Below are 22,490 nucleotides of genomic sequence, written 5' to 3' on the forward strand. Positions count from 1 at the left end.
GACCGCAGCCGGGCACGGCCACCCCGCCGAGGGGGCTCGCGCTCTGGCGGCCCCGCATCGCGGCGCACCGGGCTCGGCTCCGTATACCTCGACGGGCCGGTGGCCTCTCGGCCACAGGAGCCCACCTCCGCCCGGGTGCTCCGGCTCACGGCCGGCCACCTGTGCCGTACGCGGTCGCCGGGGCGCGGCCGCCAGAGTGCGACCACGGCCGACGGACCACGGACGACGACGGGGTGGCGGACCGCTCACGGTTGCGGGTCAGCGCCGGATTCGCACCGGCTTCCCCCGGTCGGAGGCGTTGTCTGGCTGTCGGCCACTGTAGCGGGACCGTCCACCGGGTCGTTCCGTCGGCCCGGTCCCGGTTCGTCCGCAGGTGCCGGTGGCGGGTCAGCCGGTGGCGCGGTAGGTGACCGGGGCGCTGCCGGGTACCGCCTCCGCGTGGCCGAGTTTCACCAGGTGGCGCAGGTGGGCCTCGGCCTCGGCCACGGCGATGTTGCGGGACCCGAACGGGATCTGCTCCCAGGGGCGGTTCCAGCGCATGGCCTCGGCGAGCTGCCAGGGGGTGAGGTCCCGGTTCGAGAGCAGTGCTCTCAGATCGGAGAGCCGTTCCGCATGGTGAGCGGTGAGCTCGTCGACCCGGGCCCGCGCATCCGCGAACGCGTGCTGGTGGGCGGGCAGCACTTCGGCGGGCCGCAGCCTGGAGATCCGTTCCAGCGAGTCGAGGTAGTCACCGAGCGGATCGGTGATCTCGTCGCTGTCCGGGTCCTCGTACAGGCCGATGTGCGGGCTGATCGTCGGCAGCAGATGATCCCCGGAGAACAGCCGCCCGCCCCGGCGCCCCGCCTGCTGCCGCTCCCGGCTCCCCTCCCGCGACCTCTCCGCGCCTCCCTCTTGACCACCCCGCTCCCGTGTCCCCTCCCGGCTTCCCTCCCGGCCCGGGTGCTGCTCCTCCAGGTGCAGGCACACATGGCCCGGCGTGTGCCCCGGGGTCCACACCGCGCGCAGCCGCCGCCCCGGCAGGGCCAGCAGTTCGTTCGGCTCGATCTCCCGGTCGGGCAGTGCTGCCCGCGCCCCCGGCAGCGTCCCGTCCCCGCCCTGTGCGAGGGCTGCGCGCAGCGGTGCCGTATGCGAGTCCGGGGCACCGGCGGCGGCGAGCTTCTCGGCGAGGTAGCCGAGCCACTGGCGGCGGTCCGAGTCGCGGGTGCGGCGGACGATGGCGGCGTCCGCCGGGTGCATGGCGATCCAGGCGCCCGACTCCTCCCGTACGCGCGCCGACAGGCCGTGGTGGTCGGGGTGGTGGTGGGTGACGACAACGCCGTGCAGCGCGTCGACGGAGGTGCCGCACGCGGCGAGCCCGTCGGCGAGGGCCTGCCAGGAGGCGGGGTCGTCCCAGCCGGTGTCGATCAGCACGGGTCCCGCGTCCGTCTCGATCAGATGGACGAGGGTGTGGCCGAGCGGGTTGTCCGGGATGGGTACGGGAATGCTCCACACGCCGCCCCCGTGGTCACCGACCCCCGGCCCGTCGTCCGTTGCCTGCGGTCTGTTCGTCATGGCGGCTCCCGGTTCCGTGCGCGGGTTGCGCGGGTCGCGCGGGTCTGACGGCCGCGCCGCCATGGACGGCGGTCCGGCAGAGCATCGGCACCGGCATTGTCCCTTAGAACTAGAACTGGTACTAGTTCTGATGCGCTGTCAGGAAGTCGACGGCGGCGGGCGGGCGGAAGAGGGCGGGCGGAAGAGAGGGCACGGCCATGACGGACACCCCCAGCGGACCCGAGGCGAGCGGCGGCGGCATCCCCTACACCGCCCACCAACAGCTCTACATCGGCGGCAGCTTCACCGATCCCGCCGGTGACCGGACGATAGAGGTGGTCTCCCCGCACACCGAGCAGCCCATCGGGCACGTCCCGCACGCCTCGCGCGAGGACGTCGACCGTGCCGTGCGCGCCGCACGCGACTCCTTCGACTCCGGGGTGTGGGCGCGGCGGCCGCTGGCCGAGCGGATCGAGACCGTCGCCCGTATCAAGGACGGAATCGCCGCGCGCAGCGAGGAGATCGCCAAGGTCATCAGCGCCCAGAACGGTACGCCCTACACCTCAGCGGTGATGCTCCAGTCCCTCGCCGCGATGATGGTGTGGGACACCGCGCTCAAGATCGCCGCCGATTTCCCCTACGAGGAGCGCAGGGCCGGGGTGCTGGGCCCCCTGCTGGTGCGCCGGGAGCCGGTGGGTGTGGTGGCGGCCGTGGTGCCGTGGAACGTGCCGCAGTTCACCGCGGCGGCGAAACTGGCGCCCGCGCTGCTGGCCGGCTGCTCGGCCGTGCTGAAGGTCTCGCCGGAGACCCCGCTGGACGCCTATCTGCTGGCCGGGATCGCCGACGAGGCAGGGCTGCCTCCCGGCGTGCTGTCGATCCTCCCCGCCGACCGGGAGGTGAGCGAGTACCTGGTCGGGCACCCGGGGGTGGACAAGGTGTCCTTCACCGGCTCCGTGGCCGCCGGCAAGCGGGTCATGGAGGTGGCCTCCCGCAATCTGACGCGGGTCACCCTGGAGTTGGGCGGCAAGTCGGCCGCCGTCATACTCCCCGACGCCGACCTGGACGCCGCGGTCGCCGGGATCACCCCGTTCGCCTGGATGATCAATGGGCAGGCATGTGTGGCCCAGACCCGCATCCTGGCGCCGCGCAGCCACTACGACGAGATCGCGGAGCGCTTCAAGGCCGCCGCCGACGGGCTGACCGTCGGCGATCCGCTGGACCCGGCCACCGAGGTCGGCCCGCTGGTCGCCGAACGCCAGCGCCGCCGCTCCCTCGACTACATCGCGCTGGGCCAGGAGGAGGGCGCCAAGGTCCTCGCCGGCGGCGGCAGGCCGGAGTCCATGCCCACCGGCTGGTATGTGGAGCCCACCCTCTTCGGTGACGTCGACAACTCCATGCGGATCGCCCGGGAGGAGATCTTCGGCCCCGTCATCTGCCTGCTGCCCTACGACGACGAGGAGGAGGCGGTCCGTATCGCCAACGACTCCGACTACGGGCTCTCCGGCAGCGTGTGGACCGCCGACACCGAGCGCGGCATCGACGTGGCGCGCCGCGTACGCACCGGCACCTACTCCGTCAACACCTTCAGCCTGGACATGCTCGGTCCCTTCGGCGGCTACAAGAACTCCGGCATCGGCCGCGAGTTCGGCCCCGAGGGATACGCCGAGTACCTGGAGCACAAGATGATCCACCTGCCCGCGTAAGCGTGAGCTTCGCGGAGGCGGAAGTGGAGGAAGTGGAGGAAGTGGAGGAAGTGGAGGACGAGGCGGGCGTGGAGGAAACGGAGGAGGCGGCGATGGCCGACCGCTGGCACGTCGAGGTGGACCGGGACCTGTGCATCGGTTCGGGCATGTGCGTGGGCGGGGCGCCGGAGGAGTTCCGGCTGGACGCCGCCCGCCAGTCGCATCCCGTCAGCCCCGACCGCGAGCCGTCCGAAGAGGTGCTGGCCGCCGCCGAGAGCTGCCCTGTCGAGGCCATCTCCATCACCCTCGCGGCCACGGGCGAAGCGGTCTTCCCCCCGGAGGAGTGACGAGGAGCCCGGCCGGGGGGCGCCCGCGGCGGACCGGCCGGTACTCGCTCGTAGTCGTGCGGTACTCGCTCGTGGTCGTGCCGGTCCGCGACGGTCCGTGAAATCCGTGGTAATCCGTTGCCGGGGGAGCGTGCGGCGGGATAGGAACAGCCGTATGACATCTTTTGGTGCTGACAGCGGTGGTGGTTCTCTCGGCGGTGGTTCTCTCGGCGCGGTCTTCCGGCCCCAGTTGCCGCCCGAGCGGCTGCGGAGCGTCGTGCGCGCCGCCGACGAGGCGGGTCTGAACCAGCTGTGGCTGTGGGAGGACTGCTTCCTGGAGAGCGGCATCGCCACGGCTGCCGCCGCGCTCGCCTGGTCGGAACGGATCACGGTGGGCGTCGGCCTGCTCCCCGTCCCGCTGCGCAACGTCGCGCTGACCACCATGGAGACGGCCACCCTGCGCCGCCTCTTTCCCGGCCGGTTCCTGGTGGGGCTCGGTCATGGTGTCCAGGACTGGATGGGGCAGGTCGGTGCGCGGGTCGACTCGCCCGTGACCCTGCTGCGCGAACACCTGGACGCCATGCGGGCCTTGCTGCGCGGCGAGCGGGTCACCTCCAAGGGCCGGTACGTCCAACTGGACGGCGTCGCCCTGGACTGGCCGCCGCCGACTGCCGCCGCGGACACGGCTGTGTACGCGGGTGCGCGGGGGCCGCGCTCCCTGCGGCTCAGCGGCGAGGCGGCGGACGGCACGGTGCTCGACGCCAACACCTCGCTCGCGGGCATCCGTCGCGCGCGGCAGCTCATCGAAGAGGGCCGGTCCGCGGCCGGACGTACCGAGCACCACCAGGTCGTCCACTACCTCAACACCGCGACCGGCCCCGACGCCGCGACCCGCCTCCGGGCGGAGCTCGAACGCGAGGGCCACGACCCCGCCACCGGGCCCGGTGTGGCGGGCGACGCGGCGACGGTGGCCGAGGCGGTCCGCCAGGCCCTCGACGCCGGGGCCGACACGGTCGTCCTCCAGCCCACGGCGGACGAGCCGGACCCGGAGGGATTCGTCCGCTTCGCCGCCCAGGAGGTCAGCCCCCTGCTGGCATGAGCCGCCCCACCGCCAACGGGTGACCGGCGCCCGCTCACAGGGGGTGGCCGGTCTCAGCGGGTGACCGGGCTTCCCAGGGCGAGCGTGGCGAACGTCGCCAGCCAGTGCTCCGTGGTGAAGTCGCCCGAGGTGGTGGCCGGCAGCCCCGCTGCCAGGTTGGCCTCGGCCGCCGTGGTGAGGGTGGCGGCGCGCGGGTCACCGGGCGGGAGCGCGGCGGCGATGCCGCGCAGCGCCACCGCCCGGCTCAGACACAGCCCGAGCAGGTGCCCGAGCTGAGGGTCGGCCGGGTCCGAGACGTGGGGCGGCGGGAGGAACTCCGGGCCGGTGGCGCGGTCCAGCTCGGGCAGGAAACGCGCCAGCCATGCGGTGAATTCGTGCTGCGGCAGCACCCGGCGCACCGCGTCCGCCTCGCAGAGCAGTGGCGAGAGGAAGTCCTGCCCGGACGGCTCCCATCGGGTAGCGGCAGCGTGGTCGGGTACGTACCACTCGCGGATCTTGGCTTCCACAGGCCCCACGAGCCGCTGTGCGTCCGCCCGTTCGGCGCTGTCGAGGAGCAGCCCCAGTGCGAAGGCGCTGTTGGCGTGCGTTCCGTGACGTACCGGGTAGGTCGCCTTCGGCAGCCAGTCCAGCACCAGTTCGGCCACGGCCTCGGCGGCGGGCTCCAGCGCCGCGCGCCATCGCCGTGCTGCCGCCACCTCTCGCTGCTCCGGCTCCCGGCCGGTTCGCCGCTCCGCTATGAGAGCAGTGCTCTCATCCGCTACGAGAGCCGTGCTCTCGTCCGCTGTGAGAGCAGTGCTCTCGCCCGTGAGCGCCAGCAGCCACGCCCAGCCGTAGGGCCGTTCGAACGTGGGATGGGCACGCAGATACGCGGCCTCGGCGGCGAGCGCCTCGGGGGTCAGCTGCGCGTCCAGCGCCCGCACCACCGCCGCGCGCCGCTGCCCGTCCTCGTCACCGTCCCATGGCAACCGCAGCAGCCTGACGAGCAGCCAGTGCATATGGACGCTCGAGTGCCAGTCGTACGAACCGTAGAACGCGGGATGGAGAACCCGGGGCGGAACGAGTTCGTGCGGGCCGGCGAGCAGATGCGCCGGGGCGTTCGGGTACTCGCGGACGATATTGGCCAACGCCACCTCCGCGAACCGCCCGACCGGCACCCGCCCCCCAACCCCCGCCCCCACTCCCGCTCCCGCTCCCGCTCCCGCGTCCATCCCCGCTCCGGTGCCCGTGCTCAATGAGTCGCCCCTCCCGGTTCGCGGAGGTCGGTGGTGGTGTGGGCCGCGGCTGTCAGAAGCGCCGACAGGCCGCGTACGGCGTCGTGTACGGAGAGGGAGGGCGGCGCCGGATGGCGGGCCGCCACCTGTTCCGGCGTGTAGGGGACGTGGACGAAGCCGCCGCGTATCCCCGGCCGTTCGGTGGCGATCAGATGGGCCAGGCCGTAGAAGACGTGGTTGCACACGAAGGTGCCTGCCGTCTGGGAGACGGAGGCGGGCACGCCGGCGGCGCGGGCCGCGGCGACGCACGCCTTGACGGGCAGGGTGGCGAAGTAGGCGGCGGGGCCGCCCGGGACGACCGGCTCGTCCACGGGCTGCTGCCCCGCGTTGTCGGGTATCCGGGCGTCGTCCACGTTGAGGGCCACGCGTTCGACGGTGAGGTCGGCGCGTCCGCCCGCCTGTCCCAGGCAGACGACCAGCTCCAGGCCGGGCCCGGCCGCGTCCACCGCGCTCCGCAGCTCGTCGAGTGCCGTGCCGAAGACGCAGCTCAGCCGCACCGCGCTGACCTCAAGCCCGGCCGGTGGGCCGGCGGCGAGCAGTTCGGCGGCCTGCCAGGAGGGGTTGACCTCCTCACCGTCGAACGGCGCGAACCCGGTGACGAGAACTTTCGTGGAAGACATGGCAGACGGCTCCGCTCGGTCCACTGGGAATGCGACTAGAACGCGAACAGGTAGATGATGAAGATGTTGCAGGCCAGCATCGCCCCGGCGGTCGGTACCTGGGCCTTGATCGGCCCGTACTGGTCCTTGAGTTCGAGCAGGGCAGCCGGTACGAGGTTGAAGTTGGCCGCCATGGGCGTGCACAGCGTGCCGCAGAAGCCGGCGAGCATGCCGACGGCGAGTACGGCGGCCGGGTTGCCGTTCATCTGCTCGATCAGTACCGGCCAGCCGACGGCGGCGGTCATCACGGGGAAGGCGGCGAAGGCGTTGCCCATGATCATGGTGAAGACGGCCATGCCCACGCAGTACAGCACCACGGCGGCCAGCTTCTGCCCGTCGGGCAGTACCGATTCGGTGATCTTCCGTACCTGGGTGCCGACGCCCGCGGCCTGGAAGATCGCACCCAGTACGGCCAGCAGCTGCGGCAGCAGCAGGGCCCAGCCCATCGACTCCAGCAGTCCGCGGCCCGCGTGCAGCGGTACGGTCGCCCGGCGTTCGCGCAGCACCCACATGCCCACGCCCAGCGCGAAGATGGCGCCCAGGCCGAGGCCGAGGATGGTCTCGCTGCCGTCTTCCAGCAGCGGCCGCCCACCGATCTTCCACTTGTCGGCGAACACGGCGCACACCATGGCGACCAGCGGGATGGTCAGCGCGGGGATGAACAGCTTGCCGCCGAACCTGGCGGCGAGCCGGGTGCGTTCGCTCTCGCTGGTGGTGTCCGGCTTGCCCTTGCCGGTGAGGTTGAAACCGCCCAGGCAGATGAGGGCGAGTACGGCCACGCCCAGCGGTTCGGCGGGCAGGGTCTTCTCGTTGACCCAGGTGCTGTAGATGAAGCAGATGCCCAGCAGCCCCCAGAAGGCGGCGGTGCCGTGGCGCTTGGGGTTGGTGCGGTCGAAGACCATCTGCGCCGCCATGGCGATGAAGACGGCGCCGACGAGCCAGAAGAACCACTCGGACTTGATCATTTGGCGGCCCCGCCTTCCTCGCTGGGAGCGCTGCGGTCCGCACCCGGGCCACCCTGGCCGGGAACGCCGCGCTCCAGTGCGTCCTCCCGCTCGACGGTCATCCGCGCGTTCGCGGTGACCAGTTCGCGCTCCAGCGTGCGGTCCAGCCGCAGCAGCCGGCCGCCGTGGATGAGGAAGGCGCACACGGCGGTGGGTATCGCCCACAGCGCGAGGTGCAGCGGTTCCAGGTGTGTGTGGTAAGTGCTGTTGACCAGGCCGGTGATCAGCAGGATGGAGCCGATGGCGAGGAAGCAGTCCTCGCCGAAGAACAGCCCCACGTTGTCCGTGCCCGCGGCGTGCGAGCGGACCTTCTCGCGGACCTTCTCCGGCAGTGGCCGCCCCCCGTTCCGGCGCTCGGTGGCGGCTTCCGCCATCGGCGCGATCATGGGCCGGACGCTCTGCGCGGGCCCGCCGATGGTCTGCAGCCCGACTGCCGCGGTCACCTGCCGCAGCAGCAGATACAGGGTCAGAAAGCGTCCGGTGGTGAGTTTGGTGCCGAGCTTGCCGATGAGCGTACGGGCCTGCTGCTGGAGGCCGTTGCGCTCCAGCAGGCCGATGACGGGCAGCGTGATGGCGAAGATCGTCACCGAGCGGCTGGACGCGAAGCTCTCGCCGAAGGTCCCGAGGATCTCGACGGGGGAGAGCTTGCCCAGCAGTCCGGTGACGATCCCCGCCACGCCGACGACGAGCAGGGGGTTGCGGCGCGTCGCGAAGCCGAGGACCACTACGAGGACGCCGAGGAGAACGATCATGTCGTCCGCCTTCCGTGAGCGATTCCTCGGGAGGCTAGAGGATTGTTGAACGATCCGACAAGAGTGAGGCACATCACTCGTCGGTCTCGCCGGCCTCCTCCGGATAGGCGTCGAGCAGCTGCCGCAGCGAGTCCCGCAGATAGGCGTCCAGCAGCCGTTCGGCACCCGCGGCGTCCCCCGCCTCCAGGGCCCGGACGATCTCCTGGTTCCGGGTCAGATACGGGTCGTGGAACCGGCGCAGGTCGCCCATGATGTGGAAGGCGAGCCGCAGCTCGGCCAGCACGCCGCGCATCATCTCGTCCGTACGGGCGCTGCCGGCCAGCGCGGCGAGCGCCTGGTGGAAGTGGATGTTGGCGGTGGAGCACTCCTGCCACTTCCCGGCCGCCGCCGCCTGCTCGCCGTCCGAGACGGCCGCCCGCACCGCCGTGACGTCGTACGGCGGCTCGCCCAGTCCCCGTACGGCCGCGCACTCCACCAGGCGCCGTACGCGGTAGATGTCGCGGATGTCGGTGTCGGTCAGTACGCGGACGAAGGTGCCCCTGTTGAGCCGGTGTACGAGCAGCCGCTCGTGGCTCAGCAGCCGGAACGCCTCCCGCAGCGTGTTGCGCGAGACCCCCAGCGCGCCGCAGATCCGCTCCTCGGAGAGCCGCGTGCCGGGCGGGAAGGAGCCCTGGGCGATCCGCTCGCGCAGGATGGCCGCCACCCGCTCGGCCGTGCTCGTGCGCCCGAGCAGTTCCCGGTCGGCGGCGAGCTCGGAGAGGGCGGCGGACGGGTCGGCGGTCATCGTGTCTCCCTTGGGTGAGCGGGCGCCGGCCGGGCCCGGTGCGGCAGGCGGCACGGCGCGCGCGGAGCGTGCGGCCGCCGACCCCCTTGCCGGATTGTTCAACAATCGCTTACGTTGCTGCTGATGGACCGGAAGATCGACCTTAACGCCGACCTCGGTGAGGGCTTCGGCCGCTGGCAGCTCACCGACGACGAGGCCCTGCTCGCCTCGGTCACCAGCGCCAATGTCGCCTGCGGCTTTCACGCCGGCGACCCCGTCACCATGCGCCGCGTCTGCGAGCTGGCCGCCGAGCGCGGCGTGCGCATCGGCGCGCAGGTCTCCTACCGGGACCTGGCCGGCTTCGGGCGCCGCGCCATGGACGTACCCGCAGCCGAGCTGGCCGCCGAAGTGGCGTACCAGATCGGCGCGCTGGAGGTGTTCGCCCGCGCGGCAGGCGTCGGCGTCGCCTACGTCAAGCCGCACGGCGCCCTGTACAACCGTGTCGTACGCGACGCCGAGCAGGCCGCGGCCGTCGTGGCGGGCGTCCGGCTCTCCGGCGCCGCCACCGGCGATGGTGCGCCGCTGCCCGTGCTGGGGCTGCCCGGCTCCCGGCTGCTGGCGGCCGCCGCCGACGCGGGGCTGCCCACCGTCGAGGAGGCCTTCGCCGACCGCGCCTACCGGCCCGACGGCACCCTGGTGCCGCGCACCGAGCCCGGCGCCGTGCTGCACGACCCCGAAGAGGTGGTCAAGCGTTCGGTACGGCTGGCCAGGGACGGTGAGATCGTCGCGGCCGACGGCACCGTGCTGCCGGCCGGGGCCCGCTCGCTGTGCGTGCACGGCGACACCCCCGCCGCCGCCCGCCTCGCCCACCGGATACGCGGGGAACTGGCCACGGCCGGCGTCCTGGTCCGGGCGTTCGCATGACCACGCCGACCGGCCCGGCCGCCGCGGCCGCCACGGCCCGCCAGGACACCGCCGCCCCTCCCGTCGTCCGGCCCGTGGGGAGCCGGGGCCTGCTCGTGGAGCTCGCGACGGCTGAGGAGACCGAGGCGCTCCACGCCGAGCTGCTGCGCCGCCGGGCCGAGGGCACCCTGCCGCCGGTACGCGAGATCGTGCCGGGGGCCAGGACCGTCCTGCTCGACGAGTTCGGCAGCCGCGACGAGGCGCGGCGGCTGGCCGCCGAGCTGCCCGGCTGGCAGGTGCCGCCGCTGACCGGCGGCAGCGCGGAGGCGGTGGAGATCCCCGTGCGCTACGACGGACCCGACCTCGCCGACGTCGCCGCGCTGTGGGGCGTCACCCCTGACGAGGTGGCCCGCATCCACGCGGCCGGCGACTTCCGCGTCGCCTTCTGCGGGTTCGCGCCCGGCTTCGGCTATCTGACCGGGCTGCCCGAGCGGTACCACGTGCCACGCCGCGCCACCCCGCGCACCAGGGTCCCGGCCGGTGCCGTCGGCCTCGCCGGTGGCTACACCGGTGTCTATCCGCGCTCGTCGCCCGGCGGCTGGCAGCTCATCGGGACAGCACCCGAGACGGTGCTCTGGGACCCCGGCCGCACCCCGGCGGCGCTGCTGGCGCCGGGCACCCGCGTGCGCTTCGTCCCGCTGGGTCGGCCCACCGATCCGCCTGCCGATCCGCGCGCTGATGTCCCCCGCCAGAGCGGGCCCCGGTCCGTGCGGGAGCGGCCGTGATGGCACAGACGGGAGTGGAGACCGTACGGGCCGGTGCCCTCACCACCGTCCAGGACCTGGGCCGCCCCGGATACGCACACCTGGGCGTGCCCCGTTCGGGCGCGTTGGACCCGGCAGCGCACCGCCTCGCCAACCGGCTGCTGGGCAACCCCGAGACCGCCGCCACGCTGGAGACCACCCTCACCGGCTGCGCGGTGCGGGCGCTGGCGCCCACCACCGCCGTCGTCACCGGGGCGCCCTGTCCCGTGACGGCCGACGGGCGGCCCGTGCCCTGGGGGCAGCCGGTGCGCCTCGCGGCCGGTGCCGTGCTCGACGTGGGCGCCGCCACCCATGGGGTGCGCTCCTATGTGGGGTTCGCCGGGGGACTCGACGCGCAGCCGGTGCTCGGCAGCCGCGCCACCGATCTGCTCTCCGGGCTGGGTCCGGCGCCGCTGAGCGACGGCGACATCCTCCCGCTCGCGTCCCCGCGCACGGCGGCGGGGCGCACCGTGCCGGACGCGGCCCCCTGGGCGGCGCCCCCGCGCGAACTCGTACTCCCCGTCACCTACGGGCCGCGGCACGACTGGTTCACCGAGGAGGGGCTGCGCACGCTGGTGACCGCCACCTACCGGGTGTCGGCCGCCAGCAACCGGATCGGCCTGCGTACCGAGGGGCCGGCCCTTGCTCGGGCCAGGCAGGGGGAGTTGGCGAGCGAGGGTATGCCGCTGGGCGCGATACAGGTGCCGCCCGAGGGGCGGCCCGTCCTCTTCCTCGCCGACCACCCCACGACGGGCGGCTACCCGGTCATCGGCGTAGTCCCCGCTGGGGCGCTGGGCGCCGCCGCGCAGGCCGCGCCGGGTACGGCTGTCCGCTTCACCCTGTGGAGCCCCTGCCGGTAAGGGGGTGCCCCTTGCTCGCGGCTGCGGGCTGCGGGTGGCGTTGCGGCTGGGCGCGCAGTTCCCCGCGCCCCTTCGGGGCGCCCTCACCTGTCGATCAGCCGGCAAACCGTCTCGATGTCGATCTTCACCTGGGCGATCGAGGCGCGGCCCGAGAGCCAGGTGATGAGGGCCGAGTGCCAGGTGTGCTCGATGACGCGGACGGCGGAGAGCTGTTCGGGGGTGGGCGGGCCCTCCAGGCCCATCGCTTCCAGGATGATCGCCGTGGTCAGCCGGGAGACCGTGTCCACCTCGGCGCTGACCGAGCGGTCCGCGAAATTGAGGGCGCGCACCATGGCGTCCGCCAGTTGCGGCTCCCGTTGCAGGGCGCGGAAGGCGCGCATCAGCGTCTTGGCGACCCGGGCGGCGGCCTCCGTCTCCTGCGGGGGGCGCTTGTGCAGCGTCTCGTGCATGTGCTGCAACTGGTCCTGCATGGTGGCGACCAGCAGATGCACCTTGGAGGGGAAGTAGCGATACAGGGTGCCCAGTGCCACGTTCGAGGACTCCGCGACCTCCCGCATCTGCACCGCGTCGAACCCGCCCCGGCGGGCGAGCTGGGCGCTGGCCTGCAGGATGCGGCGGCGCCTGGCCTCCTGGCGCTCGGTCAGCGGCGGCGAGTGCGGGAGCGACCGGCCCGGCAGCGGCCCGGTCCCGCCTCGGGGGGTCCCGCCTGTGGGCTTGGGCTTGGGCTGCGGCGGTGTCGGCATCGCGTTGTTGGTCCCGTTTCCGTGGCGTTCTCTCAGCCCTGTGGGGAGCCGTGCATTCTTGCAGGCGCCGCGGGGGTGGCGCGAATCACCTGCTCCGACGGCTCGCCCGAAGTGACTGGCCGGTAAATTCTGCAGTCCGGGCACGAGTCCGCGGTGGTCCGCCCGCCGGGGCCCGTCCCTTGCGAATGTCAATCCTGAAACTTGTTCTAGGTTAGCGCGAGCGGCTACGCTCCGGCGGAACGCAGTGACGAAGGGGGCCGCGAGTGACCGCAGAGGCCGTAACCGACCGCCCGCTGCGCATCGCGCTGCTGACGTACAAGGGCAACCCCTTCTGCGGCGGCCAGGGCGTCTACGTACGCCATCTGTCCAGGGAACTCGCCCGCCTCGGCCACAGTGTCGAGGTCATCGGAGCCCAGCCCTACCCGGTGCTGGACGAGGTGCCCGAGGGGCCGGGCGCCGGCCGGCTGACCCTCACCGAGCTGCCCAGCCTCGACCTCTACCGCCAGCCCGACCCCTTCCGCACCCCCAAGCGGGGCGAGTACCGCGACTGGGTCGACCTGCTGGAGGTCGGCACGATGTGGACCGGGGGCTTCCCCGAGCCGCTCACCTTCTCCCTGCGCGCCCGCCGCCACCTGGCCGCGCGGCGCGGCGACTTCGACGTCATCCACGACAACCAGACGCTCGGCTACGGGCTGCTGGGCGGCCCCCGCGCCCTGGGCGCGCCGCTGGTGACCACCATCCACCACCCCATCACCGTCGACCGGCGGCTGGAGCTGGAGGCGGCGACCGGCTGGCGGCAGAGCGCCTCGGTCCGCCGCTGGTACGGCTTCACCCGGATGCAGCGCCGCGTCGCCCGCCGGCTGCCCTCGGTCGTCACCGTCTCCGGCTCGTCCCGCCAGGAGATCGCCGAGGACCTGGGCGTACCGCACGAGCGCGTCCACGTGGTGCCCATCGGCGCCGACACCCGCCTGTTCGCGCCCGAGCAGGGCGTGCCCGAGGTGCCGGGCCGTATCGTCACCACCTCCAGCGCCGACGTCCCCCTCAAGGGCCTGGTCTTCCTGATCGAGGCGCTGGCCAAGGTGCGCACCGAGCGGCCCGAGGCCCATCTGGTCGTCGTCGGCAAGCGCCCCGCCGAAGGCCCCGTCGCCGAGGCGATGGAGGCACACGGGCTGGCCGGCGCCGTCGAGTTCGTCAAGGGCATCAGCGACGCGGAGCTGGCAGGGCTCCTCCGCTCGGCGCAGGTCGCCTGTGTGCCCTCGCTGTACGAGGGCTTCTCGCTGCCCGCCGCCGAGGCGATGGCCACCGGCACCCCGCTGCTGGCCACCACCGGCGGCGCCATCCCGGAGGTCGCCGGGCGGGACGGCGAGACCTGCCTGGCGGTGCCGCCCGGCGACGCGGGGGCGCTCGCCGCCGGGCTGGTCCGGCTGTTGGGCGATGGTGCGCTGCGGGCCCGGCTCGGGGGCGCCGGGCGGGAGCGGGTGCTGCGGAACTTCACCTGGGAGCGGGCGGCGACCGGCACGGTCGAGTGTTATCGCGCTGCGATGGGGGCGCCCTCCGCAGCGTTGGCGCAGGCTCCCGTGGCGCGGCTGCCCGCCGAGCCTGTGCGCGCCGTTGCCGACAGCCGGTGACCGGCCCACCCGCTTCCCCCGCCCACCACCCGCTGAAAACCCTGTGGAAGGCTGATCCCCCGTGCTGACCGTGGACTTCTCCCGATTCCCGCTCGCCCCGGGCGACCGTGTGCTCGACCTGGGCTGTGGGGCGGGACGGCACGCCTTCGAGTGCTACCGGCGCGGTGCGCGCGTGGTGGCGCTCGACCGGAACGCGGAGGAGATCCGCGAGGTCGCCACCTGGTTCGCTGCCATGGCCGAGGCGGGAGAGGCGCCCGAGGGCGCCACCGCGACCGCCATGGAGGGCGACGCGCTGGCGCTGCCCTTCCCCGACGACAGCTTCGACGTCGTCATCATCTCGGAGGTCATGGAGCACATCCACGACGACAAGGGCGTACTCGCCGAGATGGTGCGGGTCCTCAAGCCGGGCGGCCGGCTCGCCGTGACCGTGCCGCGCTACGGTCCCGAGAAGGTCTGCTGGGCGCTGAGCGACGCCTACCACGAGGTCGAGGGCGGCCACATCCGCATCTACCGCGCCACCGAACTCCTCGCCAAGCTGCGCGAGGCAGGACTGCGCCCCTACGGCACCCACCACGCGCACGGCCTGCACGCGCCGTACTGGTGGCTCAAGTGCGCCTTCGGCGTGGACAACGACAAGGCGCTGCCGGTGCGCGCCTACCACAAGCTGCTGGTCTGGGACATCATGAAACGCCCGCTGGCCACCCGGCTCGCCGAGCGCGCCCTCGACCCGCTGATCGGCAAGAGCTTCGTCGCCTACGCGACCAAACCGCACCTGCCGCGCCTTCCGGCGGAGCTGACCGGTTCCCAGGCGGCCGGCGCGTCCGCGGCGGCGGCCAAGTGACCAGCCCGGGGCGGACCGAGCGGCTGGTGCTGCCCGGCGTGCTGACCGCCGCGCAGGCCGGACTGACCGTCGAGGGCATCGTGGCCGGGCAGCGCGAGGACGGCGCCATACCGTGGTTCCGCGGGCACCACCTCGACCCGTGGGACCACGTCGAGGCCGCCATGGCGCTGGACGCCGCCGGGGAGCACGACCGCGCCGAGGCCGCCTACCGCTGGCTGGCCGACCACCAGCTGCCCGACGGTTCCTGGTACGCGGCGTACGCCGACGGGGACGCGGCCGCGCCCACCGACCGCACCCGTGAGACCAACTTCTGCGCGTATGCGGCTGTCGGCGTATGGCACCACTACCTCTCAACGGGGGACGACACCTTCGTCGACCGGATGTGGCCCATGGTGGTGTCGGCCGTCGAGTTCGTGCTGCGCCTCCAGCAGCCGGGCGGCCAGATCGGCTGGAAGCGCGATGCCGACGGCACCGCCTGCACCGATGCGCTGCTGACCGGGTCCTCCTCCGTCTACCAGGCCCTGCGGTGCGCGCTCGCGCTGGCCGAGCGGCGCGAGGAGCCGCAGCCCGACTGGGAGCTGGCCGCCGGGTGGCTCGGCCACGCCATCCGCCGCCACCCCGAGCGGTTCCTCGACAAGAGCCGCTACTCCATGGACTGGTACTACCCCGTACTCGGCGGAGCGCTGCGCGGGCCCGCGGCCAAGGAGCGCATCGAGGAGGGCTGGGACCGGTTCGTGGTGCCCGGTCTCGGCGTCCGGTGCGTGACCCCCAACCCGTGGGTGACCGGCGGCGAGAGCGCCGAGCTGGCGCTGGCCCTGTGGGCGACGGGCGAGTCGGACCACGCGCTGGACATCCTGCGCTGGATGCAGCACCTGCGCGCGGACGACGGCATGTACTGGACGGGTTTCGTCTTCGAGGACGAGGCGATCTGGCCGGTGGAGCGGACGACTTGGACTGCTGCCGCTCTGCTGTTGGCTGTCGCCGCGTTGGGAGGTGACGACGCGACGGTGCAGGTCTTTGGGGGCGATCGGTTGCCTCATGGGTTGGAGCCCGACTGCTGCTGAGCCCGCGCGGGCCTTTGCCACTGGGGTGCCCCTGTTTGCCGTCGGCAGGCTGCGGGCGTGCGCTGGTTGCTCGCGCAGTTCCCCGCGCCCCTTAAGTCAACTCCGCCAGCACCCGCAGGGTCGTCGGGTCCGGTGCCGTCACCAGCAGGTCCGTCACCGGGCCCGCGCGCCACAACTCCAGCCGCTCGGCGATCCGTTCGCGGGGGCCGACCAGGGAGATCTCGTCCGCGAAGGCGTCGGGCACGGCGCGTACCGCCTCCTCGCGGCGCCCCTCCGCGAAGAGGGTCTGGATGCGGGCGGCGTCCTCGGCGTATCCCATGCGAGCCATCAGCTCCGCGTGGAAGTTGCGGCGGGCGTGGCCCATGCCGCCGATGTAGAAGCCGAGCATGGCTTTCACCGGCAGCAGCCCCTCCGCGACGTCGTCGCAGATCCGGGCCTGTGCCATCGGCGCGACCAGGAACCCCGGCGGCGCCTCGGCCAGCGCCTCCTCGTGGACCCGGGCCCGGATGGGCGACCAGTACAGGGGCAGCCAGCCGTCGGCGATCCGCGCTGTCTGGGCGACGTTCTTGGGCCCCTCGGCACCCAGCAGCACCGGCAGATCCGGCCGCAGCGGATGAGTGATCGGCTTGAGCGGCTTTCCCATGCCGGTGCCGTCCTCACCGGCGTACGGGTGCGAGTGGTAGCGCCCGTCCAGCCGTACTGGCGCCTGGCGGCGCAGCACCTGCCGTACGACGTCCACGTACTCGCGGGTCAGGGTGAGCGGTGAGGCGGGGAACGGGCGGCCGTACCAGCCCTCCACCACCTGCGGCCCCGACAGGCCGAGGCCGAGCAGCATCCGGCCGCCGGAGAGGTGGTCGAGGGTGAGCGCGTGCATGGCGGTCGCCGTCGGGGTGCGGGCCGCCATCTGGGCGACCGCGGTGCCCAGCCGGATACGGGAGGTGTGCGCGGCGATCCAGGTGAGCGCCGTGAACGCGTCCGAGCCCCACGACTCGGCCGTCCACACCGAGTGGTAGCCCAGCTTTTCGGCCCGGCGGGCGAGTTCGAGGTGGCGCGGGTCGGGGCCGCGCCCCCAGTAGCCGAGCGCCAGTCCGAGCCGCATGTGCCGCCTCCCCTCCGCCCGGCCCCGGCTGACGGGGCGTCAGTGAACCGGTTTCGCGGCAGCGTACGGCAGCGGCCCCCCGCCCGGAAGGGCGAGGGGCCGCGTGCGGGCGGCGGAGCCGGGCTCAGCCGCGCTGGATGTTGGAGGTGTCCTGGAGGACGCCGCGCCGGCCGTCCTGCGTCTGCGCGATCAGCGCCTGACCGCGCTGCTCCACCGCGAGGTACCAGGTGCCGGGCGCCAACTCGGCGATCGGCTGCGGCGAGCCGTCCTCCGGGAAGAGGGGGCGCGCCATCGGGACGGCGAACCAGAACGGCTGGAAGTTCGGGTCCGGGGCGCCACCGGTGGCACCCTGCGGGCCGCCGGCCGACTGGCCGGGCCCCGGCTGGCCGGGGCCGGGCTGACCCGGCTGACCGCCCTGCGGCTGGCCCGGCTGCTGCCCGTACTGCGGCTGGGCCTGGCCGGGCTGGGCGCCGTAGGGACCCGGCTGGCCGCCCTGCGGGCCGCCCGGGTAGCCGTAGCCGCCGCCCTGCTGCGGGTACTGCCCGCCGTACGGGCCGGGTGCCGCGCCGCCCGCGGGCACCAGCGGGGCCGCGAGGGCGGGGACCATGGGGCTGACCACCGCGGCGGCCGCGCCGATGAGCGCGGCGATCAGCCCGATGATGGCGCCGGGGCCCATGTCCGCCTCGTCAGGAGCGACGGCCATCCCCCAGATCGCGGACCACAGCGATACCACCATCAAGGTCGTGCCGGCCTGCGGCAGCGAGATGGGACCGACCTTACGGCCCTCCGGCAGGAAGCGGCCTATGACGATCAGCGCGGCGCCGAAGATACCCGTCAGGGTGATCGTCGGCAGGACGAGCGGCAGCTTCTCCGCGTTCCAGGCGTTGGGGATATCGATCTTGTCACAGTACGAGCCGCAGTCGCCTGCGGAGAAGTAATCGAGGAACGAAGCGATGAACAGCAGCACCGCTGCTCCTATCACCGCGCCGTCGCCTCGCGTGAGCGAGCGGATGTTCACGTGGGGTCCTTAATCGGTCTGGTCATGGTTGAGGTCTGCCGGGGGTGAGCACCCCATCGTACGGATGACACTACGGGCCGCTCCCGGGGGTTCGCCTGTCCGTTTCATGATTCCCCGTCTCTCAGCTGAGGAATGCGGCGATGCCGTCCGTGACCCCGCGCGCCGCCTTTTCACGCCACTTCGCCGACGTGAGGAGTGCGGCGTCGGCAGGGTCACGCATGTTGCCGCATTCGAGGAAGACTTTGGGAACTTTACTGAGGTTGAGACCGCCCAGGTCGCCTCTGGTGTCCAAACCGTTGCCGTCGCCCAGGTAGTTGGCCGGCGGCTCGTCGGTGGCCTCGCGGAACGCGTCCCGCACCTCGGTGCCCAGTTCGCGCGAGGGGCCCACGATCTTCCGGGTGTCGGCCTCGCCCTTGTGCACCGATGCGGGAAGAATCACATGGAAACCGCGGCTTCCCCTGGGTGCGCCGTCCGCGTGGAGCGAAATGGCGGCGTCCGCTTGTGCGCGATTCCCTTTCCTCGCACGTTCGTCCACACACGGCCCGTACGGTTCGTCGCCGTCGTGCGTGAACTTCACCGTCGCACCACGTTCTCGTAGCTGTGTACGGACGCGGTGCGCCAGATCGAGAGTGAACTCGGCCTCCGCGTAACCGGAATTGGTCGAGGTGCCCGTGGTGTCGCATTCCTTCTTTCCCGTGCCGATATCGACAGGCCGGGAAATCTTGCCTGGCTGGTCACGATTGTGCGGATTGTGTCCCGGATCGACGACGATCACCTTGCCTCGCAGGGGCGCGTCCGCAGGCTTGCGCGCCCCTTGGTGCCCGCCGTCGCCCTTGTCGGCCGTGCTCGGTGTGGCGGAGGACGGTTTGCTGTCCTCGCCCCCCTTGCCGCCGCCATCGCCACCGCTGGACGCCCCGCACCCGGCGGTCCCCAGACACAGGGCCCCAACGACCACCGAGGCCGCCGCCTGCCGCCCCCTTGCGAAGCATCTCTTCACCACGGGCACAGATGCTAGGCCCTGCGTCGCGAGCGCGCCCCGTAAGGGGCGCGAGGAACGGCGCGATCAGCCACAGCACACCCGCACTCCGCAACCGGGGAACAGGGGCACCCCCTCCCCGGCCCCAGGAGGAGGGGGCACCATCAATCGCGCCGCAGCACCCGCAGGGAACCCGTGGCGGGGCCGGGGCGGAAGTCGCCCGAGGCAAGCGCGCGCTCGTGGATACGGTGCGGGGCCTGGCCACCGTCGGCCGGATCGGGAAAGACATCGTGGATGACCAGCAGCCCACCCGGCGCCAGGTGCGGCGTCCAGCCCTCGTAGTCGGCGGTGGCGTGCTCATCGGTGTGGCCGCCGTCGATGAAGACGAGCCCCAGCGGCGCCCCCCATACCGCCGCGACCTGCGGCGAGCGGCCGACCAGCGCGACCACCTGGTCCTCCAGGCCCGCCGCGTGGAGCGTGCGGCGGAAGGTGGGGAGTGTGTCCATCCTGCCCACCACCGGATCGACGACCTCCGGGTCGTGGTACTCCCACCCCGGCTGCTGCTCCTCACTGCCCCGGTGGTGATCGACGGTGAGCGCCGTCACCCCGGTGCGCCGCGCGGCGTCGGCCAGCAGCAGCGTGGAGCGCCCGCAGTAGGTGCCGACCTCCAGCAGCGGCAGCCCCAGCCGGCCCGCCTCCAGGGCCGCCGCGTACAGCGCCAGCCCCTCGTCCAGCGGCATGAATCCCTTCGCCGCCTCGAACGCCGCGCGCGTACTGGCCTCGGGCTCCGGCGCCGGACGGTTCATCGTTCGTTCCTCCGCTGTCGTGGGCGCGCTCGCGTGCCCGGGGTCGGCTCTTCACCTGGGACGGGTGGAGTGCTGCCATGCTGCCCTACCGCCGTCCCCCACACGGGCGGCAGGTACCCTCACCGGACTGTTGCGGGACACACGGGGGAGTGGAGTGACAGGAAGCAACAAGTCCGCGGCGACCGCCGGTGGAACACCGCGGCGCCGCCGCAAGGGCCTCGCGGTGCTGCTGGGACTCGCCGTACTGGCCGGCGCCGGGGTGGGCACCTGGGCCACCGACACCTGGCCGTTCGACAAGGAGAGCTACTGCTGGGGCGCCTGGCACGAGGGCGACGGCGACGAGTCGCCGGGATCCCTCGACGAGGTCCCGGAGGGGTACGAGCGCACGGGCGAGCAGTCGGCCCCGCCCCGCAAGGGCGAGCGGGCCACCTGCTCGGTGACGCTGAAGGAAAAGGCCGACAGCGGTGACAGCGCCGACAGCGGTGACAGCGTCACCGGAACCGGCGACGAGTACGGCGACTCCCCGGCGGCCGAACCGCGCGAGGATCGGATCACCGCCGAGATCGCGCCCGTTCCGCGCGGCAAGGGAGCGCGTGCCGCGTGGCTGAGCGACTTTCTTGACGCACAGTCGGCGCCGCTGCCGGACGGGTTGCCGGGCCTGGTGGGGAGGGGGCGCGCCGCCTTCGTCCTCCCGGAGAAGTGCGACGCCGCCGACGGGCGCCCCACCGTGGTGACCCTGGAGGGCTCCTCGGACACCGCGATGCTCGCGACCGCCTCCATGGGGTCCGAGGCGGACGTCGCCGACCTGCTGCTCTCCCTCGCCAACCATGCCGCGGAGCAGGCGGGGTGCGCGCCCGGCGAGCCGTTCGAGGTCACCTCGCCGCTCGCCGAGGCGACCGCCGACGACGGCCTCGCCGCGCAAGGGTCGTCCCTGTGCCGGATTTCCGGCTTCCGGTTCCGCCTGGGCAAGGACGACCACTACCGGGCACACATCGGAGCCGTCCGAGACGACCTGCAGACGTGCTCGATGGTCGACCGGACGGACGTGCGGGCTCCCACACCTGCCGGGCAGTTCGTGATGGTCTCCCGGCCCCGGCTCGCCGCCCTCTTCACGGGCCTCGCGGACGACAGCGCTCCGGGCAAGGGCTGGCGCGGCAAGGGCGAGATCGGCGAGGAGCGGGCCGTGCTGACCGCCGACTGCGGGGGCAGGCCCACCGTCTTCTTCATGCAGCTCGACCGTTTCCTGTCCGCGCACGCCGATCCAGGCCCGCGCCAGGTGTTCGCCGCCGCGGCCAACTCCGTCGCCGACCGCCTCGACTGCCGGGCGGTGGCACCCACCTCATGAGCGAACAGCAGGAAGAACAGCACAGCGAGAGGGACCAGATGTCCGAGGAGGAGCCGAACGACGCCGCCCAGGCCCCGACACCGGACGCGGAACCGGAGTCCGCCCCCGAGCCCAAGTCCGCCCCCGGGCCCAAGTCCGCCCCCGAGCCCAAGTCCGCCGCCCCGGCGCCGGGTCCGGTCGGCCGGGTGCGGCGCTTCTTCCGCGGGAAGCCCGGCGTGGCCGTCGTCGGCGCGGTCGTGGGGGCGCTGCTGGCCGGGGGCACCATGGCGTGGCGGGCGGGGGAGCTGCCGTTCGTCCCGCGGGACGTCTGCTGGGGCTCGCTGTCCCCGGACACGGTCGACCGCCTCTTCTCGGACGGGGAGATACGGACCAAGGAACTGTCGCTGCGCAGCACCGGCGAAGAGGACGGGTACAGCACCGAGTGCCGCCTCCAGCGCTGGGAGGACGACGAGCTCAAGTGGCAGATCTCGGCCCGGGTGCGGCAACTGGAGCAGTTCAACGGCCGGGGTGCCCGCGAGTGGACCCGCGAGTTCCTCTCCCCGGCGATGGTTCCGCTGGGCGACGGCATACCCGGCATGGTCTCCGGCACCCGGGCGTGGGTGGCGCTGCCCCAGAGCTGCACCGGGGGCGCGAGCGAGGACGACCCCCCGACGGTGGTCTCGCTCTCCTCGGGCTCGCTCGACGCGTACGAGAGCGACCCGGACGAGGCGCGTACCTATCGGAAGGTACTGGCCGACGCCGTGGTCGAGCTGACCAACGGCGTGCTGGCGAGCAGGGAGTGCCAGGGCCGCTATCCGAAGCCGGGCAAGCTGGCCCCGCTGCCCGAGCGCCGGGACGCGGACACCCCCGGCGCGGACGAACTGTGCGGGCTCAAGGGAACGCGGCTGCCCGCGCGGATGAAGGACGAGGGGGATTTCGGCAAGTCCGTGCGTGTCACCACCGACGTCACGGGCCCGGCCCACTCGTGCGAGTACGGCCGCAACTTCGATCTGGACGCCACCCGGTTCACCACCATCGAGGACCCGCACCTGGCGGGCTTCGTCGAGCCGTTGGCCTACAGCAGTCCCGTGCGGTTCCGCGGCGACGGATTCGGCGGCGTCTTCGGCGACATGAGCGTCTACGTCGCCACCTGCCAGACCGGGCACGTGGCCTTCCTGGTGCAGCAGGAGGACTTCCTCGGCAAGCACGCGCCGATGATCGAGCTGCTGCCCGCCTACGTCGCGGCCGAGGCGAAGCGGATCGGCTGCGGAAAGGTGCGGGTGACGGGCCCGGAGCGGACCTCGTAACCGTCCGGAGCAACTGTACGGAACCCTCGGGC

The 22,490-nt window shown here is 73.0% G+C and carries 22 protein-coding genes and 1 riboswitch; of the genes, 11 read left to right on the forward strand and 11 right to left on the reverse strand.

Features of this window, described 5'->3' with window-relative positions:
• Positions 1–133 precede the first annotated feature (133 nt).
• Positions 134–286, reverse strand: a riboswitch (cobalamin riboswitch).
• A gap of 101 nt (positions 287–387) precedes the next feature.
• Positions 388–1,551: an MBL fold metallo-hydrolase gene (locus HC362_RS23295; RefSeq protein ID WP_243085925.1), complete on the reverse strand. Its 1,164-nt coding sequence runs from the start codon at positions 1,549–1,551 to the stop codon at positions 388–390.
• A gap of 197 nt (positions 1,552–1,748) precedes the next feature.
• Here HC362_RS23295 and HC362_RS23300 point away from each other — a divergent pair, with 197 nt between their 5' ends.
• From HC362_RS23300 to HC362_RS23310, 3 genes are all read left to right on the forward strand, one after another.
• Entirely contained in the window at positions 1,749–3,233 is a 1,485-nt protein-coding gene (locus tag HC362_RS23300; protein WP_243085926.1) for an aldehyde dehydrogenase, read from the forward strand.
• A 92-nt stretch (positions 3,234–3,325) separates the two neighbouring features.
• On the forward strand, positions 3,326–3,559 hold the full coding sequence (locus HC362_RS23305) for a ferredoxin (protein ID WP_243088772.1): 234 nt from the start codon (positions 3,326–3,328) through the stop codon (positions 3,557–3,559).
• 154 nt (positions 3,560–3,713) lie between these two features.
• The gene (locus HC362_RS23310; protein ID WP_243085927.1) at positions 3,714–4,637 is read left to right on the forward strand and encodes an LLM class flavin-dependent oxidoreductase; all 924 of its coding nucleotides are present in this window, start codon (positions 3,714–3,716) and stop codon (positions 4,635–4,637) included.
• Positions 4,638–4,690: 53 nt separating this feature from the next.
• Here the strand turns inward: HC362_RS23310 and HC362_RS23315 are convergent, their stop codons facing one another.
• The 5 genes from HC362_RS23315 to HC362_RS23335 all read right to left on the reverse strand — a co-directional run bounded on the left by HC362_RS23315 (position 4,691) and on the right by HC362_RS23335 (position 9,107).
• A complete protein-coding gene (locus HC362_RS23315) occupies positions 4,691–5,791 on the reverse strand; it encodes a DUF2891 domain-containing protein (RefSeq protein WP_243088773.1) in 1,101 nt (366 codons plus the stop codon).
• Positions 5,792–5,865: 74 nt separating this feature from the next.
• Entirely contained in the window at positions 5,866–6,528 is a 663-nt protein-coding gene (gene pcp / locus HC362_RS23320; RefSeq protein ID WP_243085928.1) for a pyroglutamyl-peptidase I, read from the reverse strand.
• 35 nt (positions 6,529–6,563) lie between these two features.
• A complete protein-coding gene (locus HC362_RS23325) occupies positions 6,564–7,532 on the reverse strand; it encodes a DUF979 domain-containing protein (RefSeq protein ID WP_243085929.1) in 969 nt (322 codons plus the stop codon).
• Positions 7,529–8,323, reverse strand: a complete 795-nt coding sequence (locus HC362_RS23330) for a DUF969 domain-containing protein (RefSeq protein ID WP_243085930.1) — start codon at positions 8,321–8,323, stop codon at positions 7,529–7,531. The genes HC362_RS23325 and HC362_RS23330 overlap by 4 nt, the downstream gene beginning before the upstream one ends.
• 73 nt (positions 8,324–8,396) lie before the next feature.
• A complete protein-coding gene (locus HC362_RS23335; RefSeq protein WP_243085931.1) occupies positions 8,397–9,107 on the reverse strand; it encodes a GntR family transcriptional regulator in 711 nt (236 codons plus the stop codon).
• 123 nt (positions 9,108–9,230) lie between these two features.
• On the opposite strand from HC362_RS23335, the gene HC362_RS23340 reads away from it, so the two are divergent.
• Genes HC362_RS23340 through HC362_RS23350 form a run of 3 tightly spaced genes read left to right on the forward strand, consistent with a single transcriptional unit; the run spans position 9,231 to position 11,652 of the window.
• Entirely contained in the window at positions 9,231–10,010 is a 780-nt protein-coding gene (locus tag HC362_RS23340) for a 5-oxoprolinase subunit PxpA (protein ID WP_243085932.1), read from the forward strand.
• Entirely contained in the window at positions 10,007–10,774 is a 768-nt protein-coding gene (locus HC362_RS23345; RefSeq protein ID WP_243085933.1) for an allophanate hydrolase subunit 1, read from the forward strand. The genes HC362_RS23340 and HC362_RS23345 overlap by 4 nt, the downstream gene beginning before the upstream one ends.
• Positions 10,774–11,652 (forward strand): biotin-dependent carboxyltransferase family protein, encoded by an 879-nt coding sequence (locus tag HC362_RS23350; protein ID WP_243085934.1) that lies wholly within the window; start codon positions 10,774–10,776, stop codon positions 11,650–11,652. The genes HC362_RS23345 and HC362_RS23350 overlap by 1 nt, the downstream gene beginning before the upstream one ends.
• An 83-nt stretch (positions 11,653–11,735) precedes the next feature.
• Here the strand turns inward: HC362_RS23350 and HC362_RS23355 are convergent, their stop codons facing one another.
• Positions 11,736–12,395: a TetR family transcriptional regulator gene (locus tag HC362_RS23355; protein WP_243085935.1), complete on the reverse strand. Its 660-nt coding sequence runs from the start codon at positions 12,393–12,395 to the stop codon at positions 11,736–11,738.
• 263 nt (positions 12,396–12,658) lie between these two features.
• On the opposite strand from HC362_RS23355, the gene HC362_RS23360 reads away from it, so the two are divergent.
• The 3 genes from HC362_RS23360 to HC362_RS23370 all read left to right on the forward strand — a co-directional run bounded on the left by HC362_RS23360 (position 12,659) and on the right by HC362_RS23370 (position 15,928).
• A complete protein-coding gene (locus HC362_RS23360) occupies positions 12,659–14,023 on the forward strand; it encodes a glycosyltransferase family 4 protein (protein ID WP_243085936.1) in 1,365 nt (454 codons plus the stop codon).
• A gap of 61 nt (positions 14,024–14,084) precedes the next feature.
• Positions 14,085–14,864 (forward strand): methyltransferase domain-containing protein, encoded by a 780-nt coding sequence (locus HC362_RS23365; RefSeq protein WP_243085937.1) that lies wholly within the window; start codon positions 14,085–14,087, stop codon positions 14,862–14,864.
• A complete protein-coding gene (locus tag HC362_RS23370; protein WP_243085938.1) occupies positions 14,861–15,928 on the forward strand; it encodes a prenyltransferase/squalene oxidase repeat-containing protein in 1,068 nt (355 codons plus the stop codon). The genes HC362_RS23365 and HC362_RS23370 overlap by 4 nt, the downstream gene beginning before the upstream one ends.
• 91 nt (positions 15,929–16,019) lie before the next feature.
• On the opposite strand, the gene HC362_RS23375 is transcribed toward HC362_RS23370, so the two are convergent.
• The 4 genes from HC362_RS23375 to HC362_RS23390 form a co-directional block, all read right to left on the reverse strand.
• Complete coding sequence (locus tag HC362_RS23375; protein ID WP_243085939.1) at positions 16,020–17,027, reverse strand: LLM class F420-dependent oxidoreductase; 1,008 nt, start codon at positions 17,025–17,027, stop codon at positions 16,020–16,022.
• Between the two features lie 124 nt (positions 17,028–17,151).
• Positions 17,152–18,045 carry a DUF5336 domain-containing protein gene (locus HC362_RS23380; protein WP_243085940.1) on the reverse strand — a complete coding sequence of 298 codons (894 nt, stop codon included), beginning with the start codon at positions 18,043–18,045 and terminating at the stop codon, positions 17,152–17,154.
• A 121-nt stretch (positions 18,046–18,166) separates the two neighbouring features.
• Positions 18,167–19,000: an N-acetylmuramoyl-L-alanine amidase gene (locus HC362_RS23385; protein ID WP_243088774.1), complete on the reverse strand. Its 834-nt coding sequence runs from the start codon at positions 18,998–19,000 to the stop codon at positions 18,167–18,169.
• Positions 19,001–19,185: 185 nt separating this feature from the next.
• Complete coding sequence (locus HC362_RS23390; RefSeq protein ID WP_243085941.1) at positions 19,186–19,827, reverse strand: class I SAM-dependent methyltransferase; 642 nt, start codon at positions 19,825–19,827, stop codon at positions 19,186–19,188.
• Positions 19,828–19,981: 154 nt separating this feature from the next.
• Between HC362_RS23390 and HC362_RS23395 the strand changes: the two genes are divergently transcribed.
• Positions 19,982–21,172, forward strand: a complete 1,191-nt coding sequence (locus tag HC362_RS23395) for a hypothetical protein (RefSeq protein ID WP_243085942.1) — start codon at positions 19,982–19,984, stop codon at positions 21,170–21,172.
• Positions 21,169–22,458, forward strand: a complete 1,290-nt coding sequence (locus tag HC362_RS23400; RefSeq protein WP_243085943.1) for a hypothetical protein — start codon at positions 21,169–21,171, stop codon at positions 22,456–22,458. The genes HC362_RS23395 and HC362_RS23400 overlap by 4 nt, the downstream gene beginning before the upstream one ends.
• The last annotated feature ends 32 nt before the right edge of the window (positions 22,459–22,490 follow it).

Origin of the sequence: Streptomyces sp. 891-h (assembly GCF_022760275.1) — a bacterium.
Lineage (GTDB): Bacteria > Actinomycetota > Actinomycetes > Streptomycetales > Streptomycetaceae > Streptomyces > Streptomyces spirodelae.